Raw genomic sequence first — 26,457 nt, forward strand, 5'->3', positions numbered from 1 at the left:
CCAGGGCGTGCGGGCATATCGCCGCTGGTCAACGCTAATTCGGACGCGTGACCAGCATTCCTCGAGTGAGGTGTATCGGCGGTCACGTGTCGTGCGTACGGACATCACGAGTCCGTGGACTGGTCACCATGTGCCCGGAGCTCGCCGAGAACGGCGGCCAGCAAGCGTCCGGCGGCGTCCTTGTCCAGGGGATTGTTGCCGTTGCCGCACTTGGGCGACTGCACACACGAGGGGCACCCGTCCTGGCACGCGCAGCTGCGGATCACGCTCAATGTGGCGGCCAACCAGGCTGTGAGCTGGGCGAATCCGCGCTCGGCGAAGCCCGCACCACCGGGCTGCCCGTCGTATACGAACACCGTCGGCGCACCCGTATCGGGATGTTCGGCGATGGAGACACCGCCGATGTCCCACCGGTCGCAGCCCGCGACCAGGGGCAACATGCCGATGGCCGCGTGCTCGGCCGCGTGCAAAGCGCCGGGCAGCTGTTCGTCGGAGATGTCGGCGGCGGCGAGCAGGCGGGATGTGACGGTATACAGAACAGCCTTGGTGTGGAGGGTGTGCGCGGGCAGATCGAGCTCCACCTGGTCGAGCACCTCACCGGTCACCAGGGTCCGCAGGTAGCCGACGACCTGGTTGGTAACCGCCACCTGCGCGGATGCCGCGGTGACCGCGCCGAGCACCCGCTCCTCGATCACCCCTTCGACGGTGATCGAGGTGATCTGCCGGGAGCTGGTGGTGAAGCCGGGATCCACCTCGTTGACGAACGCGACGCCACCCTCGAGATCGAGTTCGTCGACGAGATAGGTCTCGCCCTGGTGCAGATGGACAGCCCCGGTATGCAGGGTGGCCGGGGCCCGGCCCGCGTCGGCGGTGCCGAGCAGGCGCCCGGTTTCGGCGTCGACGATCGCGACCGGCGAGCCGAGCCCACCGCGCACATCCACGTCGTCGTGCGGGTGGGTATGCGCGGTGACGTGCCAGCGAGCACCCGCGCCACGGGTGCTCGGCCTGTGCCGGATCAAGCCTTGTTCAGCCAGGTCGGCGAGCACCTCGTCAGCTCGGAGCTCGCTCGCCTCTTCGTCGGTGAGCGGCAGTTCCATCGCGGCGCACAGCAGCTGGGGGCCGAGGATATAGGGGTTGTACGGGTCGGTGATGGTGGCCTCGATCGGCCGGTCGAGCAGCGCTTGCGGGTGATGCACCAGGTAGGTGTCGAGCGGGTCGTCGGTAGCCACGAGTACCACCAGCGAACCCTGCAACCGCCTGCCCGCTCGCCCCGCCTGCTGCCAGAACGAGGCGACCGTCCCGGGAAAACCGGCGATGACCACGGCATCGAGGCCCGCGATGTCGACGCCGAGTTCGAGGGCGTTGGTGCTGGCCGCGCCGAGCAATGTCCCCTGCGACAGTGATTGCTCGAGCTCGCGCCGGTCCTCGGCCAGATAGCCCGCACGATACGCGGCAACCCGTTCCTGCAGTTCAGGAGCGGTTTCAGCAAGGACGCGACGGGCATCAAGCGCGATCAGTTCCGCACCGCGCCGGGAGCGGACGAAGGTGAGCGTCCGGGCGCCCTCGGCCACCAGTGCCGCCATGATCTTGGCCGCCTCGCTGGTAGCGGTGCGGCGCACCGGCGCCCCGTTCTCCCCGGCCTGCGTCGCACTCAGCGGCGGTTCCCACAGCGCGACAGTGCGGGCGCCGCGCGGCGAACCGTCCTCGGTGACAGCCACGACCGGTGCCCCGATCAGCCTGCTCGCCGACGCGGCCGGGTCGGCACTTGTGGCCGAGCACAGGACGAACACCGGATCTGCACCGTAGAACCGCGCGAGTCTGCGCAGCCTGCGCAGCACCAGCGCGACATGCGAACCGAACACTCCTCTATATGCATGGCATTCGTCGACGACCACATACCGCAGGTTGCGCAGCACCCGTGCCCAGCGCTGATGCGAGCGGAGAATCCCGACGTGCAGCATGTCGGGATTGGTGAAAATCCAGCGTGCGTTGGCCCGCACCCACTGCCTGACCTCGGCGGGAGTGTCGCCGTCATAGCTCGCCGGATGCGCCTCCCGTAGTGGATTGTCATGGATCAGGCTGCCGACGGCGCGGAGTTGATCGGCGCCGAGCGCCTTCGTTGGGGAGAGGTACAGCGCGGTGGCGCGCGGGTCGTCGTGCAGCGCGGTGAGCACCGGCAACTGGTACCCGAGCGATTTCCCCGATGCGGTTCCCGTGCTCACCACAACGTGGTTTCCGGTCGCCGCGAGCTCGGCCGTGCGGGTCTGGTGTTCCCACGGTAGTTCGATCCCCTGCGCGTCCAGGGCTGTGACCAGCTCCGATGGCACCCATTCCGGCCATACCGTGGTGCTGGCCCGCTGCGCGGGCAGCTCCGCGACATGGGTCAGCGGGTTGGCGCCGGCAGCCGCTTCGGTCAGGACACGATTCAGCAACGATCGACCGTAGCTCTCGCTCGCATCGCGCTCCCGGACCTCGGTCCGGTCGGTCGGATTCATCCAGTCCTCCTCTCACGCGACACGAGAAGTGTGAAACGTGTGTGTGCGACAACCACTACCTGGGATTTCGTAACCCAGTAGCGATCTGGGTCACAGCATGTTTGCTGGAAGCTCACTCGGTTATCAAGAAGCAAACAGACCGAAAGTACGGATACACCCAATCTGTCCCTTACCTGCACATTCGCAAGATCAGGAATTTTGCAAATAGTCGGTAACTCGACTGTCGAATTGCTCAAAGACATGGTTCACTGGGTCTCGGTCGCAAGCTTCTGTGTTCGAGGGACGGATCCAAGGTCCAAACCATCAGCAGGATCGTTGTTGCGAACGCCGTGCTCAGGATTTCCTTGCAGGGGGACCAACGGTACAGCGGTCGGAACGGGCCCGGTGGACGAACCCAGTTGTCCGCCGTTTCCGGTAGAAAGAGAAGGAAACAGAATGGCACAGGGAACTGTGAAGTGGTTCAACGCGGAGAAGGGGTTCGGCTTCATCGCGCCCGAGGACGGCTCAGCTGACGTCTTCGTCCACTACTCGGAGATCCAGGGCACGGGCTTCCGTACCCTCGAGGAAAACCAGAAGGTCGAATTCGAGGTCGGCCAGGGCACCAAGGGCCCCCAGGCTACCGGCGTTCGCGCGCTCTCCTGAGCTGCGAAACACAACAACGCCTCATCCCCCACCTCCGCATGCGGAGGTGGGGGATGAGTCATTTCCGGGTAGCATCGCCCAGGACAGCGCCCGCGACGGCAAGCGCCGCAAATGCCTCTACCCCCAGTGCGCAGGGTATAAACGTCACTGATGGTGATGTCCGAACATCACTGTCAGCCCCAGCCGCGCACCGAGCGGACCTCCCGACGCGCGGATCAAGAAGGAAGGTGTTCGCCGGTGGCAACACGAGACCGCAGTTCAGCCGACCAGGGCCGACCCCTGCGTCGTCTCGTGATCGTCGAGTCGCCGACGAAGGCCCGCAAGATCGCGCCATATCTGGGCCGTAACTACACCGTCGAGGCCTCGGTGGGCCACATCCGTGACTTGCCGCGCGGTGCCGCCGACGTGCCCGCCAAATACAAGGGGCAGGCGTGGGCCCGCCTCGGTGTCGACGTCGATCACGACTTCGAGCCGATCTATGTGGTGAACCCGGATAAGAAGGCCAAGGTCGCCGAGCTCAAGAGCTTGCTGGCCGACGCCGACGAGCTCTACCTCGCCACCGACCCCGACCGCGAGGGCGAGGCCATCGCCTGGCATCTGCTCGAAACGCTCAAGCCGAAGGTCCCGGTTCGCCGGATGGTCTTCCACGAGATCACCGAGCCCGCCATCCTCGCCGCGGCCGCCGACACGCGCGAGCTCGATAACGACCTGGTCGACGCGCAGGAAACCCGCCGCATCCTCGACCGCCTCTACGGCTACGAAGTCTCACCGGTGCTGTGGAAGAAGGTGATGCCGCGGCTGTCCGCCGGTCGCGTGCAGTCCGTCGCCACCCGGGTGATCGTGCAGCGCGAGCGCGAGCGCATCGCGTTCCGCTCCGCCGGGTACTGGGATATCGCCGCCAAGCTCGACGCCGGTCCCGACGAGAAGTCCGACTCGACCAATCCGCGCACGTTCGGCGCGCGCCTCGTGCAGGTGCAGGGCGATCGGGTCGCCTCCGGTCGTGACTTCGGTTCCGACGGCCGGCTCAAGTCGGCCACCGGTGTGGTCGTCCTCGACGAGGCCTATGCCCGCAGGTTGGCCGAGGCGCTCGACGGTGCCGCGCTCGAGGTGAGCTCGGCCGAGGCCAAGCCGTACACGCGCAAGCCGTATCCGCCGTTCATGACCTCGACGTTGCAGCAGGAAGCGGGTCGCAAGCTGCGGTTCACCTCCGAGCGCACGATGCGGGTCGCGCAGCGGCTGTACGAAAACGGCTACATCACCTACATGCGTACCGACTCCACGACACTGTCGGAGTCGGCCATCGCGGCGGCCCGCTCGCAGGCGACCCAGCTCTACGGCGCGGAGTACGTCTCGCCGACGCCGCGCCAGTACACCCGAAAGGTCAAGAACGCGCAGGAGGCACACGAGGCGATCCGTCCCTCGGGTGACACGTTCATGACGCCCGGTCAGCTGGCCTCGAAGGTCGACAACGACGAGTTCAAGCTCTACGAGATGATCTGGCAGCGCACGGTCGCCTCGCAGATGGTCGACGCGCGCGGCACCACGCTGACCCTGCGCATCACCGGCACCGCGCGGACCGGCGAGGAGTGCGTGTTCTCGGCCTCGGGTCGCACCATCACCTTCGCCGGATTCCTCAAGGCCTACGTCGAGAGTGTGGACGAGGAGGCGGGCGGCCAGTCCGACGACGCCGAATCCCGTTTGCCCGCACTGGAAGAGGGCCAGAGCGTCACCGCCGTCGAGCTCAACCCCGACGGCCACAGCACCAACCCGCCCGCCCGCTACACCGAAGCCTCGCTGATCAAGACGCTGGAAGACCTCGGCATCGGCCGTCCGTCGACCTACTCCTCGATCATCAAGACGATCCTCGATCGCGGGTACGTCTACAAGCGCGGCAGCGCGCTCGCCCCGGCCTGGGTGGCGTTCGCGGTGGTCGGTCTGCTCGAGGCCTACTTCGGTCGGCTCGTCGACTTCGACTTCACCGCCGCCATGGAAGACGACCTCGACGCGATCGCCGGTGGACGCGAGCAGCGCGGAAACTGGTTGTCCAGCTTCTACTTCGGTGGCGATCACGGCGCCGAGGGCTCGGTCGCGCGTTCGGGTGGCCTCAAGAAGATGGTCTCCGTGCAGCTCGACGACATCGACGCGCGCGAAGTGAACTCGATCAAGATGTTCGTCGACGAAGAGGGCCGCGATGTCGTGGTCCGCGTCGGCCGTTTCGGTCCGTATCTCGAGCGGATGGTCATCAATCCCGATGACCCCGAAGGTGATCGGATCTCGCAGCGGGCGAACCTGCCCGACGATCTGCCACCGGACGAGCTGACGCCCGAGGTCGCCGAGAAGCTGTTCTCGACGCCGCAGGAGGGTCGCTCGCTCGGCGTCGATCCGGTATCGGGGAACGAAATCGTCGCCAAGGAAGGACGTTTCGGCCCGTACGTCACCGAGGTGCTGCCCGAGCCGCCCGCGCCCGACCCGGACGCGGCGCCGGCGAAGAAGACCAAGAAGGCCGCGGAGGTCAAGCCGCGCACCGGTTCGCTGTTCAAGTCGATGGATCTGGCCGAGATCACCCTCGACGACGCGCTGATGCTGCTCTCGCTGCCCCGGGTGGTCGGCAACGATCCCACCTCGGGTGAGGAGATCACCGCGCAGAACGGCCGTTACGGCCCGTATCTGAAGAAGGGCACCGACTCTCGCTCGCTGGCGACCGAGGATCAGCTGTTCTCCGTCACTCTCGATGAGGCGCTCAAGCTCTACGCCGAGCCCAAACGTCGCGGGCGTCAGGCCTCGGCCGCGGCACCGCTGCGTGAGCTGGGCAACGACTCCGCCACGGACAAGCCGATGGTGATCAAGGACGGCCGCTTCGGTCCGTACGTCACCGACGGCGAGACCAATGCCAGCCTGCGCAAGGGCGACGAGGTCGAGTCGATCACCGACGAGCGCGCCTCCGAACTGCTGGCCGATCGCCGGGCGCGTGGTCCGGTGAAGAAGGCTGCGAAGAAGACGACCGCGAAGAAGGCGGCCAAGAAGGCGCCCGCCAAGAAGGCGGCGGCGAAGTCGACCGCGACCAAGACGGCCACCAAGACCGCGGCCAAGAAGACGGCTGCGAAGAAGACGGCCGCCAAAAAGGCTCCGGCGAAGAAATCCGTTGGGACAGCAGAGGATTGAGCGGTCAGCTGTGAGGCTGCCCGGCCGTCCGGAAACCCTGTCGGACCTCGCGGCTAGGGTGTAGCGCGTGGCAGGTGTCTTCGATCGACTGGTCGGCCAGGACGTGGTCGAGACCGGGCTGGCCGCTGCCGCGAAGGCGGCGCGGGCCGGTGTGGTCACCGGGGCGATGACGCATTCGTGGCTGTTCACCGGGCCGCCCGGCTCGGGGAGGTCCGTCGCGGCGCTGTGTTTCGCGGCGGCGCTGCAATGCACCGATCCCGACATCGTCGGCTGCGGGAAGTGTCACGCGTGCACCACGACGATGGCCGGTACCCACGGTGACGTGCGGCGCATCATCCCCGAGGGACTGAGCATCAGTACCAAGGAGATGCGGGCGATCGTGCAGATCGCGGCCCGCCGCCCGAGTACCGGTCGCTGGCAGGTCGTGGTCGTCGAAGACGCCGACCGCCTCACCGAGGGCGCGGCCAATGCCCTGCTCAAGGTGGTCGAAGAACCACCGGACCGCACCGTCTTCCTGCTGTGCGCACCCACCGTCGACCCCGAGGACATCTCGGTCACCCTGCGCTCGCGCTGCAGGCACGTACACCTCGTGACCCCGACCGTTCCCGCTATCGCACAGGTCCTGCGCGAGCGCGACCAACTCGACGCGAAAACCGCGGACTGGGCTGCCTCGGTGAGCGGCGGTCACGTCGGCCGCGCCCGCCGCCTCGCCACCGATGAAGACGCCCGCCAACGACGCAAGCGCGCCCTCGCCCTGGTCACCGCGACCGAGCGCCCCGGCGCCGCCTACGCCGCCGCCGACGAACTGGTGAAATCCGCCGACGACGAAGCCAAGCTGATGAGCGCCGACCGCGACGACCGCGAACGCGACGAACTAGCCACCGCCCTCGGTGCGGGCGGCACCGGCAAAGGCTCCGCCTCGGCCACCCGCGGTTCGGCCGGTGTCCTCAAAGACCTCGAACGCCGACAGAAATCCCGCGCCACCCGCACCGGCCGCGACGCACTCGACCGCGCCCTCATCGACATCGCGGGCATGTACCGCGACGCCCTGGCCATGCGCTTCGCGGGCCGCGGCACCCCCATCACCCTCACCCACCCCGACATGGCAGGCGAGATCACCGACCTCGCCACCAACGTCCGTCCCGAAGGCCTCCTCCGCAGCATCGACGCCGTCCTGGCCTGCCGCGAAGCCCTCGACCTCAACGTGAAACCCCGCTTCGCCATCGCCGCCATGACCGCCACCCTCATCACCGCCCGCACCACCTGACCACCCGTTTTCGCGTTCTACCGGTTCCCGCGATAGACTCGCGTCGCCGAAATGGCACGCCGCCTTAGCTCAGTCGGTAGAGCGCTTCACTCGTAATGAAAAGGTCGGGGGTTCGATTCCCCCAGGCGGCTCCAAGGTCGAAGGCCCTTCCCGGGAAACCGGGGAGGGCCTTTCGCTGTATCTGGCGCCTGCGATTCAATGTTGCATAAAGTTCTTTGCACAGCTATCTGTGCAAAGAGTACGGTGCAAGTATGGCCGACGAGGTACCGCCCAGAGAGATCACCGATCCCGCAGCGCTGCGTGCGCTCGCGCATCCGCTGCGTCAGCGCATTCTGCGCGCGCTCGCCGAGAACGGGCCTGCCACCGCGACGGCGTTGGGTGCTCGGCTGGGCGAGAACACCGGCGCTACCAGCTATCACCTGCGTCAACTCGCCGAACACGGATTCATCGAAGAGGCGCCGGAGCTGGCGAAGGGGAAGGAGCGGTGGTGGCGTTCGCCGCCGAGGGACCTGCGCTACCGGATGGACAAGGATCAGTCGCCGGAGATGCGTGAGCTGCTGGAAGGGCTGGTCGCGCAGCACATCACCGACGATATCGAGATGTTCCAGCGTTTCCAGGCCGAGCGGGCCGAGCTGGGTGAGTGGGCCGACATGATGCCCTTCTCTCGTGGCGCGATCTACGCGACGCCCGCCGAACTCGAGGAATTCTTCGAGGACTACATGGCGCTGCTCAAGCGGTTTCAGCAGTCTCACCCGCAGGATCGCCCCGGCACCCGCCGCGTGCTGACGCGTTTTCTCGCCTTTCCCGCACCTCGCACGAACACCGCAGACTAGGACTTGGCGTGCTCTCGATCTTTCGACGAATCATCCTGCTCACCATCATGATCGCCGCCGTCGCCGGATTTCCGGCGGCGCACGCGCAGCACACCACGACCGCCGACATTGCCTTCACCCGCACGGACGGCACGACCACAACCGGCACAGTGCACGCACCGGCGGGCGCGACGGGTAGGCCGGGCGTCGTGCTCGTCCACGGATCCGGCAACGGCAGCGGCGAGCACTATGACTACGTCGCCGAGGCGTTCGCCCGCGCGGGCATCGTCGCGTTGCGCTACGACAAGCGAACCGAGGGATACACGCCTTCGCACCGTGACTATTCGCTGCTGGCCGACGACGCGCTGGCAGGCCTTGCCGCCCTGCGGAACCGGCCCGAGGTCGACCCGGCGCGAGTGGGTCTGTGGGGACTGTCGGAGGGCGGATGGGTCGCGCCCCTCGCCGCGTCGCGATCCGCCGATGCCGCCTTCTTGATCACGATCGGTGCGAATTCGGTCGCGCCCGCCACGCAACAGACCTGGGCGAACGAGACTCGATTCGGCACGGCGGGCGTGCGCGGTTCGATGGTCGATATATTGGCCCGCAACGGTATTCGTCAGCTGGTCGCCGCCGGTCAGTTCGCGCAGGCCGACTACGACCCGATCCCGGTGCTGAACCGGATCACGCAGCCGGTCCTCGCGATCTGGGGAGACCAGGACCGCCTCACCCCACCCGGTGACAGCCTGCGCGGCTTCCAGACCGTTTTCGAGCAGGTCGGAAAAACCAACTACACGCTGCGCACTCTCCCGAACGCCCAGCACGCCGGACAGCCGACCACCGACGGCTTCGACAAACTTCCCGGCTTGGCACCGGGGTACGGCGAGCTCATGGGCGATTGGGTCAACGGACTTCCCGGCTCCGCGACACCTCCGACAACGGATCGGCCAGCGGAACAAAGGCATTCTGTGCAGGCGCTCGCTCCCGCCGCCTGGTGGGAATCGACCGCGGTGCAGCTGACCCTGCTGTTCGGCATGATCCTGGCACTGGGTGGCTACGCGTTCACCGGGATGGTCAAATCCTGGCGACTGCCGGATCGGCTGCCCGCGCGAGTGCTGTTGTGCGCGACAGTGGTCGGCATCGTGGGCACAGTCGTCCAGCTCGGCTACATCCTCACCACCCGCGCAACCTCCTTCGGCCCCTTGCTGTTCGGCCGCACCCTGCCGTGGCTGGCGCTGCAACTCATCGCCCTCGGCGCCGTGGTGGCGCTCGGTTTCGTGCTCGCCCGCGCACGTCACACGCTGGCCGGTGCGAGCGTAGGTGCTCGGACTCGATGGACTCTCTTGGTCTGCGGCGGAACAGGTTTCGTGTTCTGGGCACTGTATTGGGGATTGTTGCTCCCCTGAATCGACGAGAAAGGCCCCCGACGAGGTCGAGGGCCTTCTTCGCGGTTACTCCTGAGCCGATCGCCGTTGACCGGTCTCAGGAGAACTGACTCGGGTCAGCGGGCGGCGACGTTGCGGCGGGTGGCCCGAGAGTTCATGGAGTTACGCAGGATCTGGTGCAGAACGGCGTCGAAGGCGTCGGTGTCTTCGACATTGCTGAGGTGGCCGTGCGGCAGCACATGGAAATCGGCCAGATAACCGGTGCGGCGCAGGGTGTCGACGATCGGGCGCGAAAGGCGCTGCGGGAGCAACCGGTCCCTGGCGCCTGCGATCACGGTCGTCGGCACATTCAGGTTGGCGGTGCCTGCCGACAGATCCATGTCGGCCATCGCGGCGGCGTGGCGGCCACGCGCGACCGGACGGCAGGAGCGGATGATGCCCATCGCGAAATCGACCTCGTCGGCGGTGGCCTCGGGGGTGAGAATGCGACTGCGGAGAACCTGCGCGGTGAACCAGCCGCCGGGAATCGGCAGCGGGGCGAACAGCAGCGACTCGCTCACCGGCTGCGGCATCCGCACCGGCGCGCCGAGCAGGGTGACCGGGTACTGCGCGACGGTGAGCTGCTTGTTCAGCAGCGGCAGCATGTCGGTTTCCCAGCGGATCGCGGCATTGGCGGTGTTGGCGAGCAGCACGGCGGACGCGCGCCGCGACACCTGCTCGGGGTGATGCTTGGCCCAGGCCTGGATGGTGAGCCCGCCCATGCTGTGCCCGGCCAGGACGGCCTTCTCGTCCCCACGCAGCGTCGCGTCGAGGACAGCGGACAGGTCGTCGGCCAGGGTGTGTTCGCTGGGGGCGGCGGTGCCGAGGGTGGATTCGCCGTGGCCGCGCTGGTCGTAGCTGACCACGCGGTACTCGCCGGCGAAGGCGGTGATCTGCGGGTTCCAGTATTCGATACTGCAGGCCCAGCCATGGATGAGGACCAGGGTGGGGGCGGTATCGGGACCGTAGACGTGGACCCGGAGCTGCGCGCCGTCCGCGGTGGTCACCGGGACGACCCGGTGCTCGGCGGTGGGGGCGTTGAGTTTCGCGGTTGCGAAACTGCGGGTTCGCAGCCCGGCACGGAACTGTGCGGTCAGTGCGCCGGTCTCGAGGTGAGAGACCATGGATCGCGCTGCCGCGAGCGTCATCATCGACTTCGCAAGCATTGTCGGCACTCCTTTGTGTCGTAGGCCACCGTACAGTGCAAGCAGGGGTGCTAGCTAGTGTTAGCGGGTCGGAGTGTCCCAGTTGTTGTGAACTGGGTCGCCGACCGTCCTGACATTGTGAAATCGCCGAAAATCGACGAAAAATTACGCCCGAAGAGCACGATCACGCATCGGTCGCGGCAGGCGTGTGCTGGCGGCGGCGTTCGGCCGCGGCTACCGTAGGGGAGTGGACAAAACGCACGTCACGGCCGAGTTTTCCGGCGCGGACCCGAACCAGGGTGCGGCGCGCTCGACCTGGCAGCGGATGACACCACCGCTGATCACCGCCGGTCTCGGCATCGGCACGCTGGCCCTGCTGCATTTCCGTGACCCGCACGTCGAGGGTTCCTACGGCCTGTGCCCGGTCTACGCGCTGTTCGGGGTGTACTGCCCCGGCTGCGGCGGCATGCGCGCGATGCACAACCTCACCGATGGCAACATCATCGACTCGCTGCACAGCAATCTGCTCGCCGTGCCGCTGACCATCGCGTTCGCGGTCTTCGTCACCGACTGGATCGTGCGCGCCCGCCGCGGACAACGGTGGCGCCTGCCCGGCCTCAGCCCGGTGATCGTGTGGTCCTTCTTCGGCCTGCTCGCCGTCTATACCGTCCTGCGCAATACGCCGTGGGGCACCTGGCTCACCCCCGTCTGATGCTGGTGCGCGCGATGATCGGCAGGCAGTCTGGAGAGATGGGCGATTCATTGAAGGACCGAGTCCGGCAGAAGTTGTTGCGTCAGCTCAACGAAGACGGCCCCGATCCCGAGCAGGACGACGCCCGCGCCATCTCGGTGGCCGCCGACCTCGAGGCGCTGGAGATGGTGTCCGACGACGATCCACTGATCGAGGAACTGGCCCAGCGCTACCTGGTGTTCTGATGGGCTTGTCCGCCCAGCGGCGGTAGCTGCGGCAGCGGCTTGGTTCCGAGCCAGATCGCGAACAGCCCACGCATCGGCGCCACGCTGTAATGACCGGCCAGGTCGACGAACTCCTCGGTGGTAACAGAGGAGTGCCGGAACCGCGCGGTCCACTCCCTGATCAGTTCGAAGAACAGGTGATCGCGCAGTTCCAGCCGCAGCGCGTGCAGCGTGAGCGCCCCGCGCTTGTAGACCCGGTCGTCGAACATGTCCTTGGGTCCGGGGTCGCCGACGATGATGTCCTGCGGCTGACGCGCCAGGTTCGCGCGCGCGGCCCGAGCCAGCTGATCGGCGGTCGGCCCACCGGAGGCTTCCGACCAGATCCACTCCGCGTAACAGGCGAAGCCTTCGTGCAGCCAGATATCGCGCCACTGCTTCAGGGTGAGGCTGTTGCCGTACCACTGGTGCGCGAGTTCGTGTGCGACAAGACGTTCCGCGCCGCGCTTGCCATCGCAGTGGTTGGCGCCGAAGATCGACATGCCCTGCGCCTCGATCGGGATGTCGAGATCGTCATCGGTGACGACCACGGTGTAGTCGTCGAACGGGTACGGCCCGAACTTCTCGGTGAACAGCGCCATCATCTCGGGCTGCCGGGCGAAATCGTGGTCGAAGTTCACCCGCAACCGCGGCGGGACGACAGCGTGCATCGGCACCGGTTCGCCTACTGCTCCGACCCGGTACTTGCGGTAGTTGCCGATCTGGATCGTCGCCAGATAGCTCGCCATCGGCTCGGCCATCTCGTACACCCAGGTCGTCTGGCTGGCCTTGGCTTGCTTGCCGACCAGGGTGCCGTTCGCCACGGCATAGAACGGGCTGTCTGTGGTGATCGAAATCCGGTAGGTCGCCTTGGAACTCGGGTGGTCGTCGCACGGGAACCAGGAGGCCGCACCGTTGGGCTGGCTCGCGACCAGCGCGCCCTCGGTGAGCTCCTCCCAGCCGACCTCGCCCCACAGACCGCGCACCGGTTTGGGGGTGCCCGCGTAGTGGACGGTGATCTCGAGGACGCCACCGGCGGGGATCTTCTGCTGCGGCGTGACCGCGAGCTTGCCCTGCTGATGGACGAACTTCGCCGCCTTCAACCCGCTGACGAGCACCTTCGACACCGTCAGCCCCTGGGACATGTCGAGGGTGAACCACGGCCGCACCCCAGTGGTGACCGCGATGACCACCGCGCGCCCGGCGAGCCGGTTGCTGGCCGGTTTGTAGCTCAGCTCCAGCTCGTAGCGGGACACGCGGTAGCCGCGATTGCCGTTCTGCGGCAGGTACGTATCGATCGGATCCTCGTAGAACTTGCTCCGCATCAGGCGGCTCCGCGCTGCCTCGACTCCCGCGTCGAGGCGGGATCGGTCCAGTGCGAGATGGGGTTTCCCCACCAGCGAGTCGACGGCGGGACCACGTCACCGCGCATCACGAGTGACGCCGGTCCGATGGTGGCGCCCGCCCCGATGTGGGCGGCGGGCAAGGCGACGCAGTGCGGGCCGAGGGTGGCGCCGGCGTCGAGTGTCACTGTGTCCATGGACATGATGCGGTCGTGGAACAGGTGCGTTTGCACCACGCAGCCGCGCTCCACGGTCGCGCCGTCACCGAGTGTCACCAGGTCCGCCTCCGGTAGCCAATAGGACTCGCACCATACCCCGCGGCCGATCTTGGCACCGAGTCCGCGCAGCCACAGATTCATCACCGGAGTACCCGTGGCGGCACGCGCGAACCACGGCGCCGCGACGGTCTCGACGAACGCGTCGGAGACCTCGTTGCGCCACACGAACGAGCTCCACAGCGGGTACTCGACGGCGTGAATTCGCCCGACTATCAACCACTTGGCGGCCACGGCGATAGCACCGGCGAACGCGCCCGCGGCCATCAGCACCAGCCCGGAGACGAGTGCGGCGACCAGGTAATCGGTGTGCTGGGCGATCAGCGCGAGCACGAGCAGCACGCCGAGGCCGATGGCGAAGGTCACCATCACCGGGATCAACCGGCAGGTCTCCACGAAGGCGCGGGCCAGCTTCAACCGCAGCGGCGGATCGAACGTGCGTGAGGTGTCGCTGGATTCGGTCGCGCGACGCAGCCGCACCGGCGGGCTACCCAGCCAGGACGAGCCCGCTTTGGCCTTGTTCGGCGCGGCCGAGAGCACGGCCACCAAGCCGTTCTTCGGCACGCGACGGCCGGGTGCGGTCATGCCCGAATTGCCGAGGAAGGCGCGCTTGCCGACCTTGGATTCGCCGATGCGCAGCCAGCCGCCGCCGAGTTCGTAGCTGCCGATCATGGTGTCGTCGGCCAGGAACGCGCCGTCGGAGATCACGGTGAACTTGGGCAGCATCAGCACGGTCGACGCCTCGACGTTCTTGCCGATCTTCGCGCCGAGCAGCCGCAGCCAGACCGGGGTGAGCAGGCTGGCGTAGAGCGGGAACAGGAAGGTGCGCGCGGAGTCGAGCAGGCGTTCGGTGGCCCACACCTGCCAGCCGGTCCGGCTGCGGACGGGGTGGTAGCCCTCGCGCAAACCGATGCTGAGCAGGCGTACCGCGAGCACGGTGGCCACGGCGTACGCGCCGAGACTGAGCAGTGTGGCGAGCGGCAGGATGGCGAAACCGCGCAGGGCGGCGGCGCCGATGGTGGTCTCCTCGCGGACCCACCAGGCGATGAACGTGCCGCCGACGGCGAGGCCGAAAACGGGCATCGCGGCCAGCACCATCGACGACAGGCCGAAAACGATCAGCCAGTGCCTGGCCCGTTCGGGGGAGTGGTCGGGCCAGCGGCGCGGTGCCTTACCGGTCTTGGTGGCAGGCGAGCCCGCCCATTCCTGTTCGCCCTTGACCTTGCCCGATACGGCCGAACCAGGGGCGATCTCGGCCTTCTTGCCGATCTTGGTGCCGGGCAGCAGGATCGAGCGGGCGCCGATCACCGCGCCGTCACCGATGGTGATGCCGCCGATGTGCACGATGTCGCCGTCGACCCAGTAGCCGGACAGGTCCACTTCGGGTTCGACGCTGGCGCCGTCGCCGAGCTCGAGCATGCCGGTGACCGGGGGCAGGCTGTGCAGGTCGACACCCTTGCCGATCTTGGCGCCCAGTGCGCGCGCGAACGGAACCATCAGCGGAGCGCCGGAAAGACTTTCGGCACCACTGGCTTCGGACAGTCGTACGGCTGCCCACAGCCTCAAATGCACCGACGAGCCACGGGGGTAGGAACCGGGACGCAACCCGGCGAGCAGGATTCGGGCACCGGCCACACAGATCGTCATCCGGCCGATCGGCGAGATGAACAGCACGAAGGCCAGCAGGATCCACCACCACGACAGGCGCGGCAACCACGGCAGCGAACCCGACCAGCCTGCGATGCCGGACACGACGGTCAGCCAGGTGACCCACTGCAATCCGGTGAGGGTGGTCAACGGAATCGTGGCGAGCACCTGGGTGATCTGCGCGCGCAACGGTGTCGGCTTCACGACACGCACGTCCACGGCCGCCACCGGCGCGCTGCCGTCCAGGAGTTCGACCAGCGAACCGAGGCGCGGGTGGTCGTAGAGATCGGCGACGGTGACGTGCGGGTACCGCTCACGCAGCGCGCCGACGAGTTGCGCCGCCGACAGCGAACCGCCGCCCAGATCGAAGAATTCCGCATCGAGATCGGTGGCTTCGGCGCCGAGGATCGCGTCCCACAGGCTCGCCACCCAGGCCGCCGTACCCGACAGGCCGGTCTCGGCTGATTCGTCGGTGCTCGGCAGCGGCCACGGCAGTGCGTCGCGGTCGACCTTGCCGGAGGTGCGGGTCGGCAGATCGGCGACGATCGCCAGACGCGGTACCAGGGGCGCCGGAAGTTGTTCGGCCAGAATCTCTCTGGCCTTCTTCACGTCGAAGTCGGGACCGGCGCCGGTGAGATAGCCGACGAGAATCTTGTTGCCCGCCTTGGTGGTCCGGATCGCGGCGGCCGCGCCGCTGACACCGGGCAGGTGCTGAAGCGCATTGTCGAGCTCGCCGAGTTCGATGCGGCGGCCGCCGATCTTGATCTGGTCGTCGGCGCGACCGAGGAAGATCAGGCCCTGGTAGTCGTTGCGCACCAGGTCGCCACTGCGATACGCGCGTTCCCAACCGAGCGAGGGCAGCGGTGCGTACTTCTCGGCGTCCTTGGCGGGATCGAGGTAGCGGGCCAGGCCGACACCACCGATCACGAGCTCGCCGGTCTCGCCTTCGGCCACCGGGTTGCCCTGCGGGTCGACGACGGTCAGATCCCAGCCGTCGAGGGGAAGGCCGATACGAACGGGCATCTCGCCGGTGAGCAGCGCGGCGCAGGCGACGACAGTCGCCTCGGTGGGGCCGTAGGTGTTCCACACTTCGCGGTCGGCACCGGCCAGCCGTTCGGCCAGCTCCGGGGGCACAGCTTCGCCGCCGAAGATCAGCAGCCGCACCGATTCCAATGCTTCGGCGGGCCAGGTCGCGGCCAGTGTCGGCACCGTGGAGACGATGCTGATCTCGCGGCGCATCAGCCACGGGCCGAGATCGGCGCCGGTGCGCACCAGGTCGCGCGGGGCGGGGACCAGGCAGGCGCCGTTGCGCCAGGCCAGCCACATCTCCTCGCAGGAGGCGTCGAAGGCCACCGACAGCCCGGCCAGCACACGGTCGCCGGGGCCGATCGGGGCGCGCTGCAGGAACAGGCGGGCCTCGGCGTCGACGAAGGCGGCGGCATTGCGATGGGTTACCGCAACACCTTTGGGGGTGCCGGTGGAGCCGGAGGTGAAGATGATCCACGCGTCGTCGGCGGCGGTGGGCAGGGTGTTCCAGTCGTGGTCGCCCGCGGCGGTGGTGGCCGACTCGATGCCGTCGCCGGTGGCGATCGCGCTCACCCTTGCCTCGCCGAAGACGAGCTTGGCTCGCTCCTCCGGGTCGTCGGCGTCGACGGGTACGTAGGCCGCGCCGCAGTAGAGCACGGCCAGAATCGTCACGTACAGCGCGGCGGAGCCCGACGGCATCCGCACGCCGACCCGGTCGCCCGGTCGCACGCCCGCGTCGGTGAGCTCGGCCATCCTGGCCTCGATCGCGGCGATCAGTTCCATATAGCTGAGCACGACAATGCCGTCGTCGATCGCCGGTGCGTCGGGATGTGCGAGGGCGGTGCTGGTCAGGATGTCGACCAGGGTGCGCGGCGGCGCGGCGAGGTCCGCGCGCAGCAGTGGGTCGCGCAGGACCGCCGGTACCGCAGTGTGTGGCTCGAGCATCGTGCTCAGTCCACCTCTCATCGGTTGACCCCCATCGGTGGTGTCTGTTGTTTCATGAGCGGGTTACCGGGGGGCAAACAGGATGGTCACCAGATGCCAACGGTACTCGGTGCGGGTGTTGCCGGACGGCAGCGCGGGGCGTGCCGTCGGCGCTGTTCACGACGGCGATTCCGGCAATTCACCGAGAGCGGTGACGGCCAGCCGGTGCAGCGTCCGTTGTTCGTCTTCGTCGAGGCGTCCCAGCACCCGCGCGGTGGCCTCGGCGATCAGCTTGTCGGTGCGTTTGCACTGCTTGCGCCCGGCCTCGGTGATCCGCAGCCGGTATTTGCGGCGATCCTTGCCGTCGCGGGTGCGTTCGACCAGGTCAGCGCGTTCCAGTGCATCGATCAGGCGGACGACTTCACTGCGGTCGATGCCGAGCGCGTCGCCCACTTTCTTCTGCGTCAGGTCGGCGTTTTCGGAGATGAACGTGAGCACCCAGTGATCGCGCAACGGGACGTCGATCTCGGCGTGCAGCGCCTTGGTGAGCCGTCCGAGCGCGTACACCGGGTAGCGCGGCAGGCCGCGGACGGAGTTCGTGTTCGTGGACATGAGAGGGAACTCTAGCAAATAGTGGAGGAACCCAATCATTTAGGTACTCCATCATGGGGTGCCCAGATGGTTGAGAAATGGGTGTGAGCAGGCAACTCGGGGCAATTATTGTCAGGGATATCCGACGACGTTGCGGGCGCGGCGATTACGTGCCGCGAGGTAGGCCTGGGTTCGGCGCACGACCTGGGCGTGAGCGTTCGATTCGGGGTCGAGCTCGGCGAGGTCGAACGAAACCTTGCCGCCGTGGTCGTGATGGATGACCAGCGAATCGTCGAGCACCCGGTAGATCGCGCGCACCTCGCCATCGGCCCAGGCCGCCACGTACCGCACCGCCACGGCCCGGTGCAGTGCGAGCCGCCAGTACTTGCTGGTGCGTTCGCGCAAGCGTTCGGCGCCGATGTCCGGGTACCAGCTTGGATCTAAGGATTCTGCCCAGCGGTCTGCCGCGCTCAGATCGACCCAGAGGATCTCGCCGTCACCGACCTGCTGACCCGCACGGGTCACCCGGCGCGACGGCGGTCGGCGCGGTGGTTTGGCGCGTGTGCCGATGACGGTGACGGCGGGCGTACCGGGCAGTCTCGTGGCGGGGTCGACCGGCAGGTAGTCGGGGTTGTCCTCGCGGACGAAGCCGAGTGCGCGGTCGAAGGCAGACAGGCCGGGCGCGGGGGCGCAACCGTCCAGGCACAGCAGGGTGCGGCCCAGCGCGAAAACGCGGTCCGCCGTGATCGAACCCAGCTTCTCCTTGTCGAACGCGCGCGTGAGTACCTGCGCGGGAACCACCACGATCGAGGTATCAGAGGGGCTGGTGTGCTCGGCGCAGCGGGTGAGGTGGCCGACGTGAGCCGACTCGGACTCGGCATAGAACAGGTAGTACGCGGTCGCGCCGAAATGTGTTGCGGCGTCACGGAGATCGGACCGCTGCGCGGCGGGTAGGGCCGCCGCTTTGATCGGCTCGCCCCGCCTGGCTCGCTTGGCCTGGATGAGCAACCGCACCTCACCGGCACCGGACGGGTCCTGCACGCTGTAGATGAAATCCGCGCCGACCCCGCGCCTGCCACGAGCCCGGTTGCCACCCTCCTCCGGCCTGGTCAGCAGCCGCAGCCCGCCCGCGCCGCTCACCTGCGTCGCCGAGCCCCACGACGTGCACCGCCGCGGCGGCACACAATCGGGGCACGGCGCGTCGATGCGGTAGTCGACGCCGGTGAGGTGGCCGAGCAGGATCTCGGTGAACGTCTCCTCCTGCCACGGAAACAGCCGCGCGCCCAGATGCTGCAGCCGGTACACGCTCTGACAACTCAGCCGCCGCGCCGCGATCGGGTCGACGAAGATCTCCGCCGGGAACTCAGACATCGAGCGGGATCTCGATCGTCGGGCGCAATGCCTCCAGCTGCGTGACATACGCGCTGAGCACCCGCTCGTACAGGTCGTCGACCTTGGCGTGGCGCACAGTGATCACCATCGAGTAGCGGATCGGCTGCGCGGTCGCGGTGGGGTGGCCCGATTCCCTCGCGTTGTGGTGGATGTCGAAGACGGGGTTGCGCAGGCTGTTGACGCGCTTGCTGCGCTCGGCATGCAGGACGGTGTCCCATTTGCGGGAGTCGCGGCGCAGCACGGCCTCGGGGTCGAGCTCGGTCGCGCGGAAGAACGGGGCCGAATCGGGGTGGATTCTGGTCGGTTCGGCGAATTTCTCGTCGTGCGGGCGGAAGGTGACGTCGAGTCCGCTGCGGGTGTAGCTGCCGGGGTCGGCGGGGTCGACCTGGGTGGCATAGACGAGGGTGGCGCGAATTCTGACCATGCCGGCGGGTAGTGCCGCGGGCAGCGGGATCTGGGCGCGCAGATACTTCGCCGGGGTGAGTTCGCCCTGGTAGAGGACCCGCGCTTCGCCGTCGCCGCAGAGGACCATGTCGGCCAGGGTGGCGGCGATGCGACCGTGCCCGGAATCGGAATCCGGTGAGCTGGTGCGCCTTTCGGCGGTGTGGACGAGCAGGGCTTTCAGGTCGAGCGCACCGAGCTTCGGGCCGAACAGGGTGCGAGCGCCCAGTGCGGCGCGCAACGCCATCGGGGCGGCGAAGCTGGTTCCGGAGTCGGGAACGGCGGTGCCGTCGGGGCCGACCACGTGGAACGGTTCGTGATCGCTGCCGCCGAAGGCGAGCAGATCGGGTTTCACGGTGCCGGGGGAGCGGCCGGGGCCGATCGCGGAGTACGGCGCGCGGTTCCAAAGGGCGCCGACCCGATCCGACGAACCGATCGCGAGCGCGTTGACGCTGTCGGCCGGAACCTGCACGCGCGCATTGCCACTGGGCTTGTCGGCTTCGCCGTTGTTGCCGACGGCGATGGTGGCCAGCGTGGTGCCGTCGCTGAGGTAGTCGTCCCAGAACGCGGTCCAGGCGTGCACTTCGTCGTCCTCGATGGGGAGTTCGGGGCCGATGCTGACATTGACGAACTCGTACTTGCGCTGGCGCAGCACGGTATCGATGCGCTCGATGGCCGAGTACAGCTCGCACTGGTCGTCGTCGGTGTCCTCGTCGAGGACCTGGTAGTGGTCGATGTAGCCGTAGGGGACCGGGACCGGCTGGACCGGGTCGACGCTGCCGAACAGCAGGGCGGAGGTGACCCGGTGTCCGTGGTCGAGGTAGTTGCGGTGGGGTGCGGCGCTGCCGGCGAAGGTGTGGGCGTCGACCCAGCGGGTCAGTGGGGTTTCGGCGGGGATGCCGCCGTCGAACACCGCGATGGTGAGTTCCCGGTCGGTGGGTTCGGCTGTGGGCAGGATCGGGCGGAAGGTGGAAGTCCTTGTTCTGGTGGTGGTGTCGCGGCCGAGCTGGGTGCGCATCCGCGGCATTCGGCGGATCACCCTGGTGAACGAGTAGTCGGCGAGCGCGGCGATGGCGGCGTGGGTTCCGGTGACGGGGACGAAGGCGAGGCCGCCGTTGTCGAGCCTGCGGTCGATGGCCACGTCGAGATCGAGATCGCGGGAGAAGTCGAGCAGACCCTGCAGGGCGATGTCGCGATCGGAGTGCAGGACCAATTCGGCGACCGTCTCCGAATTGTCCGGGGCCGCGGCGAGTCTCAGCCGGTCATGGGGGTTGTTGAGGCGGAACTCCGCCAGGCTGACGATGCCGTTCTCGGCGCCGCCCAGAGGTGCGTCGGCGCTGATCCGCGCGGTGAGCAGTTGTAGGTTGACGCGGGTCGTAGCCAGGAACAGCAGGGTGCTCGCCCGTGGTTTGCCGTGCTCCGGTGCGATCGCCACCGGCCTGCTGCCGAGCGGATCGAGCTGCATCGACGTGAGAAGCCGTGTGGGATAACCACTTTTGGACAGATACTGCGGATGCAGGGTGACCGCGGTGACCGTCTCGTCCTCCGGGCAGGCCGTCTTGGGTAAAGCGTCGGCACTCGAGGTGGCCGCGCTCAGCATCGGCGCGAGTCGGGCCCGCGCCTGCGCCACCGTGTACGGCGGCTGCGGCGCGCCGCCGGATCTGCTGGGAGAGATGGGCGCGGTCAGCCGCTCACCGAAGCCGATCAGAAATCGCGGTCCGGCCACCCGAAATCCCCCCAGCTGCCACGTTATTCCCGTCGATGCGTGAAGCCACGGATGGTGTCGCGCGACACCCCCGTGAGCGCGCTGATCTGGCGCTGAGACAAGCCTGACACGCCCGTCAGCGTCTGTGCCAGCCGTAACCGATCCGTTTTGGGAAGTTCAGCTACTAGTCGTGCGGAGTGCTCGGCCATCAGTCCGGGCAGTAGCTGGTCCTCGAGCACGCAACGCCTGCGCAATCGCAGCATCGTGCGCTCGATGTCGTTGAACGACAAGCCCTTCGACGCGAGCGCGACCGCGTCCACCGCGCCGTCGGGCAGGGGTTGCCCGGCGAACCGGCGAATCGCCTCGCAGCGTTGCTCGGCCTCGGGCAGCGCGAATTCCACGCTCACATCGAAGCGCCGCCACACGGCCGGATCCAGCAGGTCGGCATGGTTGGTCGCGCCGATGACCAGGCCCCCGCCGGTCGGCCAGTCGTCGATCTGCTGGAGCAGCACGGTGACCAGTCGCTTCAGCTCGCCCACGTCGCGGTCGTCGTCGCGGCGTTTGGCGATGGCGTCGAGCTCGTCGAGCAACAGGACGCACGGGCGCTGTTTGGCGTAGTCGATGGCGTGGCGCAGGTTGGTGCCGGTCTTGCCGAGCAGGCTGCTCATGATGGTCGCCAAGTCCAGGACCACCAGCGGCAGCGACAGTTGATGTGCCAGCCACGCCGCGGCCATGGTCTTGCCGACGCCGGGCGGACCCACGAACAGCAAGCTGCGGGCCGGGGTGAGATCGGCGGCGGCGAGCCGGTCGGCCTGCTTGCGCTCGTCGACGATCTGGGTGAGCACGGCGTAGGTTTCGGCGGCCAGGATCGGCACTTCGGCGGTGGAACCGGGCGGGATCACGCGCACCAGGGGTAGTCGGCTGTCGCCGTCGACCGGAATCGGCGTATCCACCTCCGCGCGTAGGGGATTGGCGCGCGTCGGGTTCTGCCGCAGCAGTGAGATCAGCGCGTCGGCCAGCTCGGGACTCGCATGCCGGTGTCGCCGCGCGGCGCGGCGCACGAACATCGCGACATCCTGCTCACGCCCGGCGAGCGCCAACCTGGCCAGGTGGACGAATTCGTCGGGTAGATCGGCGCTCACGTCCGCCGAAGTGGAGCTCAAGGCGTGTGACATGGTCTTCTTCCGATCATATACGTGGACTATTTTCGCTTCACTCGATCGTACGGCGTCCATCACGGGCAAAGTTCACCCCTTGTGTACCGGTTTGACATCGGACCCCACCCGCAGCGCCACATTGATCTGCCGAGCCCTCAGCGCAGCAATTCCCTTCGTCGGATGCTAGTTCCGCGATGCCCCCTCTTCGGCGATTCCCTTCGCTTCGGGCGTGCCTTCCCGGCGTGGGGTGGTTGACAGCTCCCGCGGTCGTCTGTCACTCTCGTTGCAGGTCACGAGTACCAGCGTTCAGCCCCGGCTTGCTGGTCGGCAACCCTCCTCCGCGGTGGGGTGCTCCGGGTGACGACCAGGCCGACGTCCGAATTGGGCGCGGCAAGCGCGGACTCACCTCTTCTGGAGCGGGTCCCTGAGCCGACGGGATTTCGTCATGACTGCTGTAATCGACCCCACCTGTGCCATCGCCGCCGTTTCCGGTGCCGACCTGCAGGTTCCGCTCGTTCAAGGCGGCACCAGCTCCTACGCCAACTTCGACTACGCGGCCAGTGCGCCGGCGTTGAAGCAGGTCACCGACCGGATTTCGCAGTTGCTGCCGTTCTACGCCAGCGTGCATCGGGGTGCGGGCTACGCCTCGCGGATCTCGACCGAGTGCTACGAGGCCTCCCGTGGCGCGGTCGCCCGGTTCCTCGACGCCGACGACGACCAGGTCGTCGTATTCACCCGCAACACCACCGATTCGCTGAACCTGCTGGCCGGGTGCGTGCCGGGGGAGACGGTGGTCCTCGATATCGAGCACCACGCCAACTTCCTGCCGTGGACCGAGCACGGTCGCCGGGTCGTGCGGGCCGCCGACACCGTCGAGGAGACGATCCAGCGGGTCGTCGCCGAGCTGTGCAGCAAGCCCGCCGCGCTGCTCGCGGTGACCGGGGCCTCCAACGTCACCGGTGAGGTGCTGCCGCTGGAACGCCTCGCGACCATCGCCCACCTGTGTGGTGCGCGCATCCTCGTCGACGCCGCCCAGCTGGCGCCGCACCGACGGATCTCCCTGCGCGAGAGCGGGATCGACTACCTCGCGTTCTCCGGGCACAAGCTGTACGCGCCGTTCGGTTCGGGCGTGCTCGTCGGTCGGCGGGACTGGCTCGACCAGGGTGAGCCGTACCTGGCAGGCGGCGGTGCGGTGCGCAATGTCGGTGTGTCGGAGGTCGAATGGGCTTGCGCGCCGCAGCGGCACGAGGCCGGTTCACCGAATGTGCTGGGCGCGGCCGCTATCGCCGCTGCCTGCGACGCGCTCGCCGCGATCGACCCCACCGAACTCGTTGCCCACGAACGCTTTCTGGCCGACCGTCTCCGCGACGGTTTGTCCGCGATTCCCGGCGTCGACCTGGTCAGCATCTGGTCCGACAGCCCCGACTGTGTCGGCATCGTCGCCTTCACCGTCGCCGACTACGCCCCCGGCAAGGTCGCCGCCTACCTCTCCGCCGAACACGCCATCGGCGTCCGCGACGGCCGCTTCTGCGCCCACCCGCTGCTCACCAGCCTCGGCCTCGACGCCGCCCTCCGAGCCAGCATCGGCCTCGGCACCACCGCCGCCGACGTAGACCGCCTGATCGAAGCGGTCTCCACTTTGGTCACCACCGGCCCCACCTGGACCTACGCCGCCACCGACGGCCACTGGAACCCCACCCCCGAAACCCGCCCCCTCACCGCCTCTTCCCCCGAAGGCGCGGCCCCCTGCCTGATCGGCTGAACAGTAGCTTTGAACGATGTCGGTTGAGAAACAGCTGTGGGAGATTCGCCTAGGCGTAATCGCTTCCGAGTCCGAGGCACGTGCCGTCATCGATCAGATCGAGCGACTGCTGTGCCCGGACCCGGACCACGCTCCTCCCTGTCCGATCCCGTGGAGCGTCAGCATCGCCGCGGGGGAGGATTTGGCCGCGGAAGCTCGGGAAGCATACGAGGACGTGGTGGAGCAGTACCGAATCGAATCCGGCGCGGACTGAGGCGATCCCGGCTATCGCTCCGGCTCGAAAAGATGCCGTTCACACGAAACTCGCTTATGGAGAAGGGCTTCCGATCAGGAGCGAGGGACGTCAGGTCTCAGTCGAGGTCAGCGTCGAGGGCGTCCCAGGTGATGGTGACATCGAGCGGATCGGTGATCGCGATCGCGGTGGGGTTGTGGGAGCGGAAACGGGTTTCGGTGGAGATGTAGGCGCCTGCGGTATTGAGGCGGAGGATCTCGATGGACTTCACGCGGCCGTCGTTGTTCTCCATCCGGACGATCCAGTACTGCTCGATACCAAGGCGTGCGTATTCCGCTCGTTTATCCACACAATCGGCGGTAACCGTCGCCGGTGATACCACTTCGACGACCAGAAGCGTGTCGCCTGCTGTCGGTTTGGTTTTCCACTTGTCGCGGGGGTCTTCGATGCAGCGATACACGATGGCGTCGGGGCGCCGGAAGTTGAACGGAACCTCGGAGACCAGCATGTCCAGTTCGCCGCTGGCCTTCAGACAAGGTTGCCCAGTGCCCCGTTTCCTGATCGCTTCCCGCAAGGACTGTTTGATCACGTCGACGATGGCGATGTGATTCGGCGAGGGTGCGTCGCAGTGCACCAGCAGGCCGTCTTTGACCTCGATCACCCGGGAGAGGTCTTCCGGCAGCGCCGAATACGTGTCCAAGTCGATGCTTGGGACACCGGCGCGCAACCACGACCAGTCGTATGCATCGCTCACCGGACCAACGCTAGCTGTAGCGGTCCACCCACCTGGCCGACGTAGACGATCTGATCAGGTGTCGAGTGGGGTGGGGCGGTGGTATTTGCCGTTGTAGTACAGCAATGGGGCTGCTGAGGGGGATTCTTCGGTTTGGTCGTGGACTCGGGTTACCAGGCCTACCGCGAGGGTGTGGTCGCCCAGGTCGATGAGTTTGTGGAGGGTGGTTCGGAGCCAGATGGGGGTGCCGTGCAGGACCGGTTCGCCGGTGTCGAGGGTGGTCCAGAGGGAGCGGTCGGTGAAGCGGTCGGCGGCGGTGCGGGAGAAGCGGTGGGCCAGGTGTTGCTGGTGTTCGCCCAGGAAATGGATCACCACCGAGTCCGCGGCGCGCAGGGCGTAGATGCTCGATGACGTGTGCGCGATATTGAACGACACCAGCGGTGGTTCCAATGACAGCGAGGCGAACGATGTGGCGGTGAACCCCACCGGCCCGCTCTCCGCTCCGAGCGTCACCACTGTGACGCCCGCCGGATAGTGGCGCATCGAAGCCCGATACTGCTCAGCCGTGATCCCGCTCAGATCATCGGGAATCACCAGTCCGGTCTCAGAAGGTTGCACATCGCCCACCGCCCCAACTTACGCCCGCCCGGCGTGTGTTCTCACGCCCACTGTGTCCGTTTGATCCAACTCACCCGGTGGGGATGGTGACGCGAGTTCAGTCGATCTCGATAGGTAGGCCTGCGGTGATGCGGACCAGTTCGCGGAAGTTGGTGCGGAACACCGTGTTCGGGTGACCGCCGGCTGCCCAGACTTCGGGGTGGGCGGCCAGGGCGGTGTCTACCCAGGTGGGGAGGTTGGTGGGGTGGCCGAGGGGGGCTGTGCCGTCGATGGGTTGGCCGGTGATGCGCTCGGCCAGGGCGGTGGGGGCGGGGGTGAGGGTGCCGTCGAGGCGTTTGCCGGTGCGGGCCAGGTCGACGTGGTGGTGGTCGGCTACCAGGAGCAGGACGGGGTCGTTGTCGAGGAGGAAGACCTGGGCGGTGAGGATCGCCGTGGGTTGGGCGCCCATGGCGCGGGCGGCATCGGCCGCGGTGGGGGTCGGCGTCTCGGGGCAGACGATGACGCCGTGGTGCCCGCGGGCGATGAGAGTTTCCGCGACCCGGCATGCGACCGGCGGCAATGACGACCTGCGCATGTCATCCAGAGTAGGTCGATTGCGGGAAATATGCTGTGTTACTTGGAGTTCTGGCGAACTCGAGTTCGCGGCCCCGCCGGTCCCGTCGATCAGGCGCCCGGGGGTGGGGCCGCGCTGGTTTATACAAAAAACACCCCCGCTA

At 67.5% G+C, this 26,457-nt stretch carries 20 protein-coding genes, 1 tRNA gene and 1 riboswitch; of the genes, 10 read left to right on the forward strand and 11 right to left on the reverse strand.

The genetic code is table 11. The annotated features are described in order from the left end of the window. Window positions 1-104 precede the first annotated feature (104 nt). A complete protein-coding gene (locus tag ACFWPX_RS33130; RefSeq protein WP_378932045.1) occupies window positions 105-2,495 on the reverse strand; it encodes a DEAD/DEAH box helicase in 2,391 nt (796 codons plus the stop codon). Between the two features lie 435 nt (window positions 2,496-2,930). Between ACFWPX_RS33130 and ACFWPX_RS33135 the strand changes: the two genes are divergently transcribed. From ACFWPX_RS33135 to ACFWPX_RS33160, 6 genes are all read left to right on the forward strand, one after another. Next, complete coding sequence (locus tag ACFWPX_RS33135; RefSeq protein WP_019044597.1) at window positions 2,931-3,137, forward strand: cold-shock protein; 207 nt, start codon at window positions 2,931-2,933, stop codon at window positions 3,135-3,137. 237 nt (window positions 3,138-3,374) lie between these two features. After that, window positions 3,375-6,299, forward strand: a complete 2,925-nt coding sequence (topA, locus tag ACFWPX_RS33140; protein ID WP_378932048.1) for a type I DNA topoisomerase — start codon at window positions 3,375-3,377, stop codon at window positions 6,297-6,299. Window positions 6,300-6,366: 67 nt separating this feature from the next. Further along, complete coding sequence (locus tag ACFWPX_RS33145) at window positions 6,367-7,566, forward strand: DNA polymerase III subunit delta' (protein ID WP_378918557.1); 1,200 nt, start codon at window positions 6,367-6,369, stop codon at window positions 7,564-7,566. A 58-nt stretch (window positions 7,567-7,624) separates the two neighbouring features. Continuing rightward, a tRNA-Thr gene (locus ACFWPX_RS33150) sits at window positions 7,625-7,700 on the forward strand. 117 nt (window positions 7,701-7,817) lie between these two features. Next, on the forward strand, window positions 7,818-8,399 hold the full coding sequence (locus tag ACFWPX_RS33155; RefSeq protein ID WP_378932050.1) for an ArsR/SmtB family transcription factor: 582 nt from the start codon (window positions 7,818-7,820) through the stop codon (window positions 8,397-8,399). Window positions 8,400-8,407: 8 nt separating this feature from the next. Continuing rightward, entirely contained in the window at window positions 8,408-9,781 is a 1,374-nt protein-coding gene (locus tag ACFWPX_RS33160; RefSeq protein ID WP_378932052.1) for an alpha/beta hydrolase family protein, read from the forward strand. 95 nt (window positions 9,782-9,876) lie between these two features. On the opposite strand, the gene ACFWPX_RS33165 is transcribed toward ACFWPX_RS33160, so the two are convergent. Next, on the reverse strand, window positions 9,877-10,965 hold the full coding sequence (locus ACFWPX_RS33165; RefSeq protein ID WP_378932054.1) for an alpha/beta fold hydrolase: 1,089 nt from the start codon (window positions 10,963-10,965) through the stop codon (window positions 9,877-9,879). A 226-nt stretch (window positions 10,966-11,191) separates the two neighbouring features. Between ACFWPX_RS33165 and ACFWPX_RS33170 the strand changes: the two genes are divergently transcribed. Together ACFWPX_RS33170 and ACFWPX_RS33175 are read left to right on the forward strand one after the other, a co-directional pair. Continuing rightward, window positions 11,192-11,656, forward strand: a complete 465-nt coding sequence (locus ACFWPX_RS33170) for a DUF2752 domain-containing protein (RefSeq protein WP_378932056.1) — start codon at window positions 11,192-11,194, stop codon at window positions 11,654-11,656. A 38-nt stretch (window positions 11,657-11,694) separates the two neighbouring features. Then, entirely contained in the window at window positions 11,695-11,880 is a 186-nt protein-coding gene (locus ACFWPX_RS33175) for a hypothetical protein (RefSeq protein WP_378918545.1), read from the forward strand. On the opposite strand, the gene ACFWPX_RS33180 is transcribed toward ACFWPX_RS33175, so the two are convergent. The 6 genes from ACFWPX_RS33180 to ACFWPX_RS33205 form a co-directional block, all read right to left on the reverse strand. Further along, the gene (locus ACFWPX_RS33180; RefSeq protein ID WP_378918543.1) at window positions 11,865-13,220 is read right to left on the reverse strand and encodes a M1 family metallopeptidase; all 1,356 of its coding nucleotides are present in this window, start codon (window positions 13,218-13,220) and stop codon (window positions 11,865-11,867) included. The genes ACFWPX_RS33175 and ACFWPX_RS33180 overlap by 16 nt on opposite strands. Continuing rightward, window positions 13,220-17,131 carry a Pls/PosA family non-ribosomal peptide synthetase gene (locus tag ACFWPX_RS33185; protein WP_378932058.1) on the reverse strand — a complete coding sequence of 1,304 codons (3,912 nt, stop codon included), beginning with the start codon at window positions 17,129-17,131 and terminating at the stop codon, window positions 13,220-13,222. The genes ACFWPX_RS33180 and ACFWPX_RS33185 overlap by 1 nt, the downstream gene beginning before the upstream one ends. Window positions 17,132-17,287: 156 nt before the next feature. Then, window positions 17,288-17,722, reverse strand: a complete 435-nt coding sequence (locus ACFWPX_RS33190) for a MarR family winged helix-turn-helix transcriptional regulator (RefSeq protein ID WP_378918539.1) — start codon at window positions 17,720-17,722, stop codon at window positions 17,288-17,290. Window positions 17,723-17,833: 111 nt separating this feature from the next. Then, entirely contained in the window at window positions 17,834-19,072 is a 1,239-nt protein-coding gene (locus tag ACFWPX_RS33195; protein ID WP_378932061.1) for a hypothetical protein, read from the reverse strand. Further along, window positions 19,065-21,260 (reverse strand): S8 family peptidase, encoded by a 2,196-nt coding sequence (locus ACFWPX_RS33200; RefSeq protein WP_378932063.1) that lies wholly within the window; start codon window positions 21,258-21,260, stop codon window positions 19,065-19,067. Before ACFWPX_RS33200 ends, ACFWPX_RS33195 begins: the two co-directional genes overlap by 8 nt. Before the next feature lie 23 nt (window positions 21,261-21,283). Beyond that, the gene (locus tag ACFWPX_RS33205; RefSeq protein WP_378932065.1) at window positions 21,284-22,402 is read right to left on the reverse strand and encodes an AAA family ATPase; all 1,119 of its coding nucleotides are present in this window, start codon (window positions 22,400-22,402) and stop codon (window positions 21,284-21,286) included. A 282-nt stretch (window positions 22,403-22,684) separates the two neighbouring features. Further along, window positions 22,685-22,799: riboswitch (SAM riboswitch) on the forward strand. Between the two features lie 42 nt (window positions 22,800-22,841). Here ACFWPX_RS33205 and ACFWPX_RS33210 point away from each other — a divergent pair. Together ACFWPX_RS33210 and ACFWPX_RS33215 are read left to right on the forward strand one after the other, a co-directional pair. Then, window positions 22,842-24,158, forward strand: a complete 1,317-nt coding sequence (locus ACFWPX_RS33210; RefSeq protein ID WP_378918531.1) for an aminotransferase class V-fold PLP-dependent enzyme — start codon at window positions 22,842-22,844, stop codon at window positions 24,156-24,158. Window positions 24,159-24,174: 16 nt separating this feature from the next. After that, window positions 24,175-24,411, forward strand: a complete 237-nt coding sequence (locus ACFWPX_RS33215) for a hypothetical protein (protein WP_378932067.1) — start codon at window positions 24,175-24,177, stop codon at window positions 24,409-24,411. Between the two features lie 97 nt (window positions 24,412-24,508). Here ACFWPX_RS33215 and ACFWPX_RS33220 read toward each other — a convergent pair whose 3' ends face one another. From ACFWPX_RS33220 to ACFWPX_RS33230, 3 genes are all read right to left on the reverse strand, one after another. Beyond that, on the reverse strand, window positions 24,509-25,144 hold the full coding sequence (locus ACFWPX_RS33220) for a Uma2 family endonuclease (RefSeq protein ID WP_378932069.1): 636 nt from the start codon (window positions 25,142-25,144) through the stop codon (window positions 24,509-24,511). Between the two features lie 54 nt (window positions 25,145-25,198). Continuing rightward, complete coding sequence (locus ACFWPX_RS33225) at window positions 25,199-25,666, reverse strand: flavin reductase family protein (protein WP_378918647.1); 468 nt, start codon at window positions 25,664-25,666, stop codon at window positions 25,199-25,201. 172 nt (window positions 25,667-25,838) lie between these two features. Further along, window positions 25,839-26,315 carry a YbaK/EbsC family protein gene (locus ACFWPX_RS33230; RefSeq protein ID WP_378918523.1) on the reverse strand — a complete coding sequence of 159 codons (477 nt, stop codon included), beginning with the start codon at window positions 26,313-26,315 and terminating at the stop codon, window positions 25,839-25,841. Window positions 26,316-26,457: the final 142 nt, after the last annotated feature.

Origin of the sequence: Nocardia sp. NPDC058518 (assembly GCF_042719655.1) — a bacterium.
Classification (GTDB): Bacteria; Actinomycetota; Actinomycetes; order Mycobacteriales; family Mycobacteriaceae; genus Nocardia.

Bases quoted from the DNA above. Each gene is read 5' to 3' on its own strand.
- ACFWPX_RS33130 (WP_378932045.1), bottom strand. From the start codon at position 2,495: ATGAATCCGACCGACCGGACCGAGGTCCGGGAGCGCGATGCGAGCGAG.
- ACFWPX_RS33135 (WP_019044597.1), top strand. From the start codon at position 2,931: ATGGCACAGGGAACTGTGAAGTGGTTCAACGCGGAGAAGGGGTTCGGC.
- ACFWPX_RS33155 (WP_378932050.1), top strand. From the start codon at position 7,818: ATGGCCGACGAGGTACCGCCCAGAGAGATCACCGATCCCGCAGCGCTG.
- ACFWPX_RS33165 (WP_378932054.1), bottom strand. From the start codon at position 10,965: ATGCTTGCGAAGTCGATGATGACGCTCGCGGCAGCGCGATCCATGGTC.
- ACFWPX_RS33175 (WP_378918545.1), top strand. From the start codon at position 11,695: ATGGGCGATTCATTGAAGGACCGAGTCCGGCAGAAGTTGTTGCGTCAG.
- ACFWPX_RS33180 (WP_378918543.1), bottom strand. From the start codon at position 13,220: ATGCGGAGCAAGTTCTACGAGGATCCGATCGATACGTACCTGCCGCAG.
- ACFWPX_RS33185 (WP_378932058.1), bottom strand. From the start codon at position 17,131: ATGCTCGAGCCACACACTGCGGTACCGGCGGTCCTGCGCGACCCACTG.
- ACFWPX_RS33190 (WP_378918539.1), bottom strand. From the start codon at position 17,722: ATGTCCACGAACACGAACTCCGTCCGCGGCCTGCCGCGCTACCCGGTG.
- ACFWPX_RS33195 (WP_378932061.1), bottom strand. From the start codon at position 19,072: ATGTCTGAGTTCCCGGCGGAGATCTTCGTCGACCCGATCGCGGCGCGG.
- ACFWPX_RS33210 (WP_378918531.1), top strand. From the start codon at position 22,842: ATGACTGCTGTAATCGACCCCACCTGTGCCATCGCCGCCGTTTCCGGT.
- ACFWPX_RS33215 (WP_378932067.1), top strand. From the start codon at position 24,175: ATGTCGGTTGAGAAACAGCTGTGGGAGATTCGCCTAGGCGTAATCGCT.
- ACFWPX_RS33225 (WP_378918647.1), bottom strand. From the start codon at position 25,666: ATGCGCCACTATCCGGCGGGCGTCACAGTGGTGACGCTCGGAGCGGAG.
- ACFWPX_RS33230 (WP_378918523.1), bottom strand. From the start codon at position 26,315: ATGCGCAGGTCGTCATTGCCGCCGGTCGCATGCCGGGTCGCGGAAACT.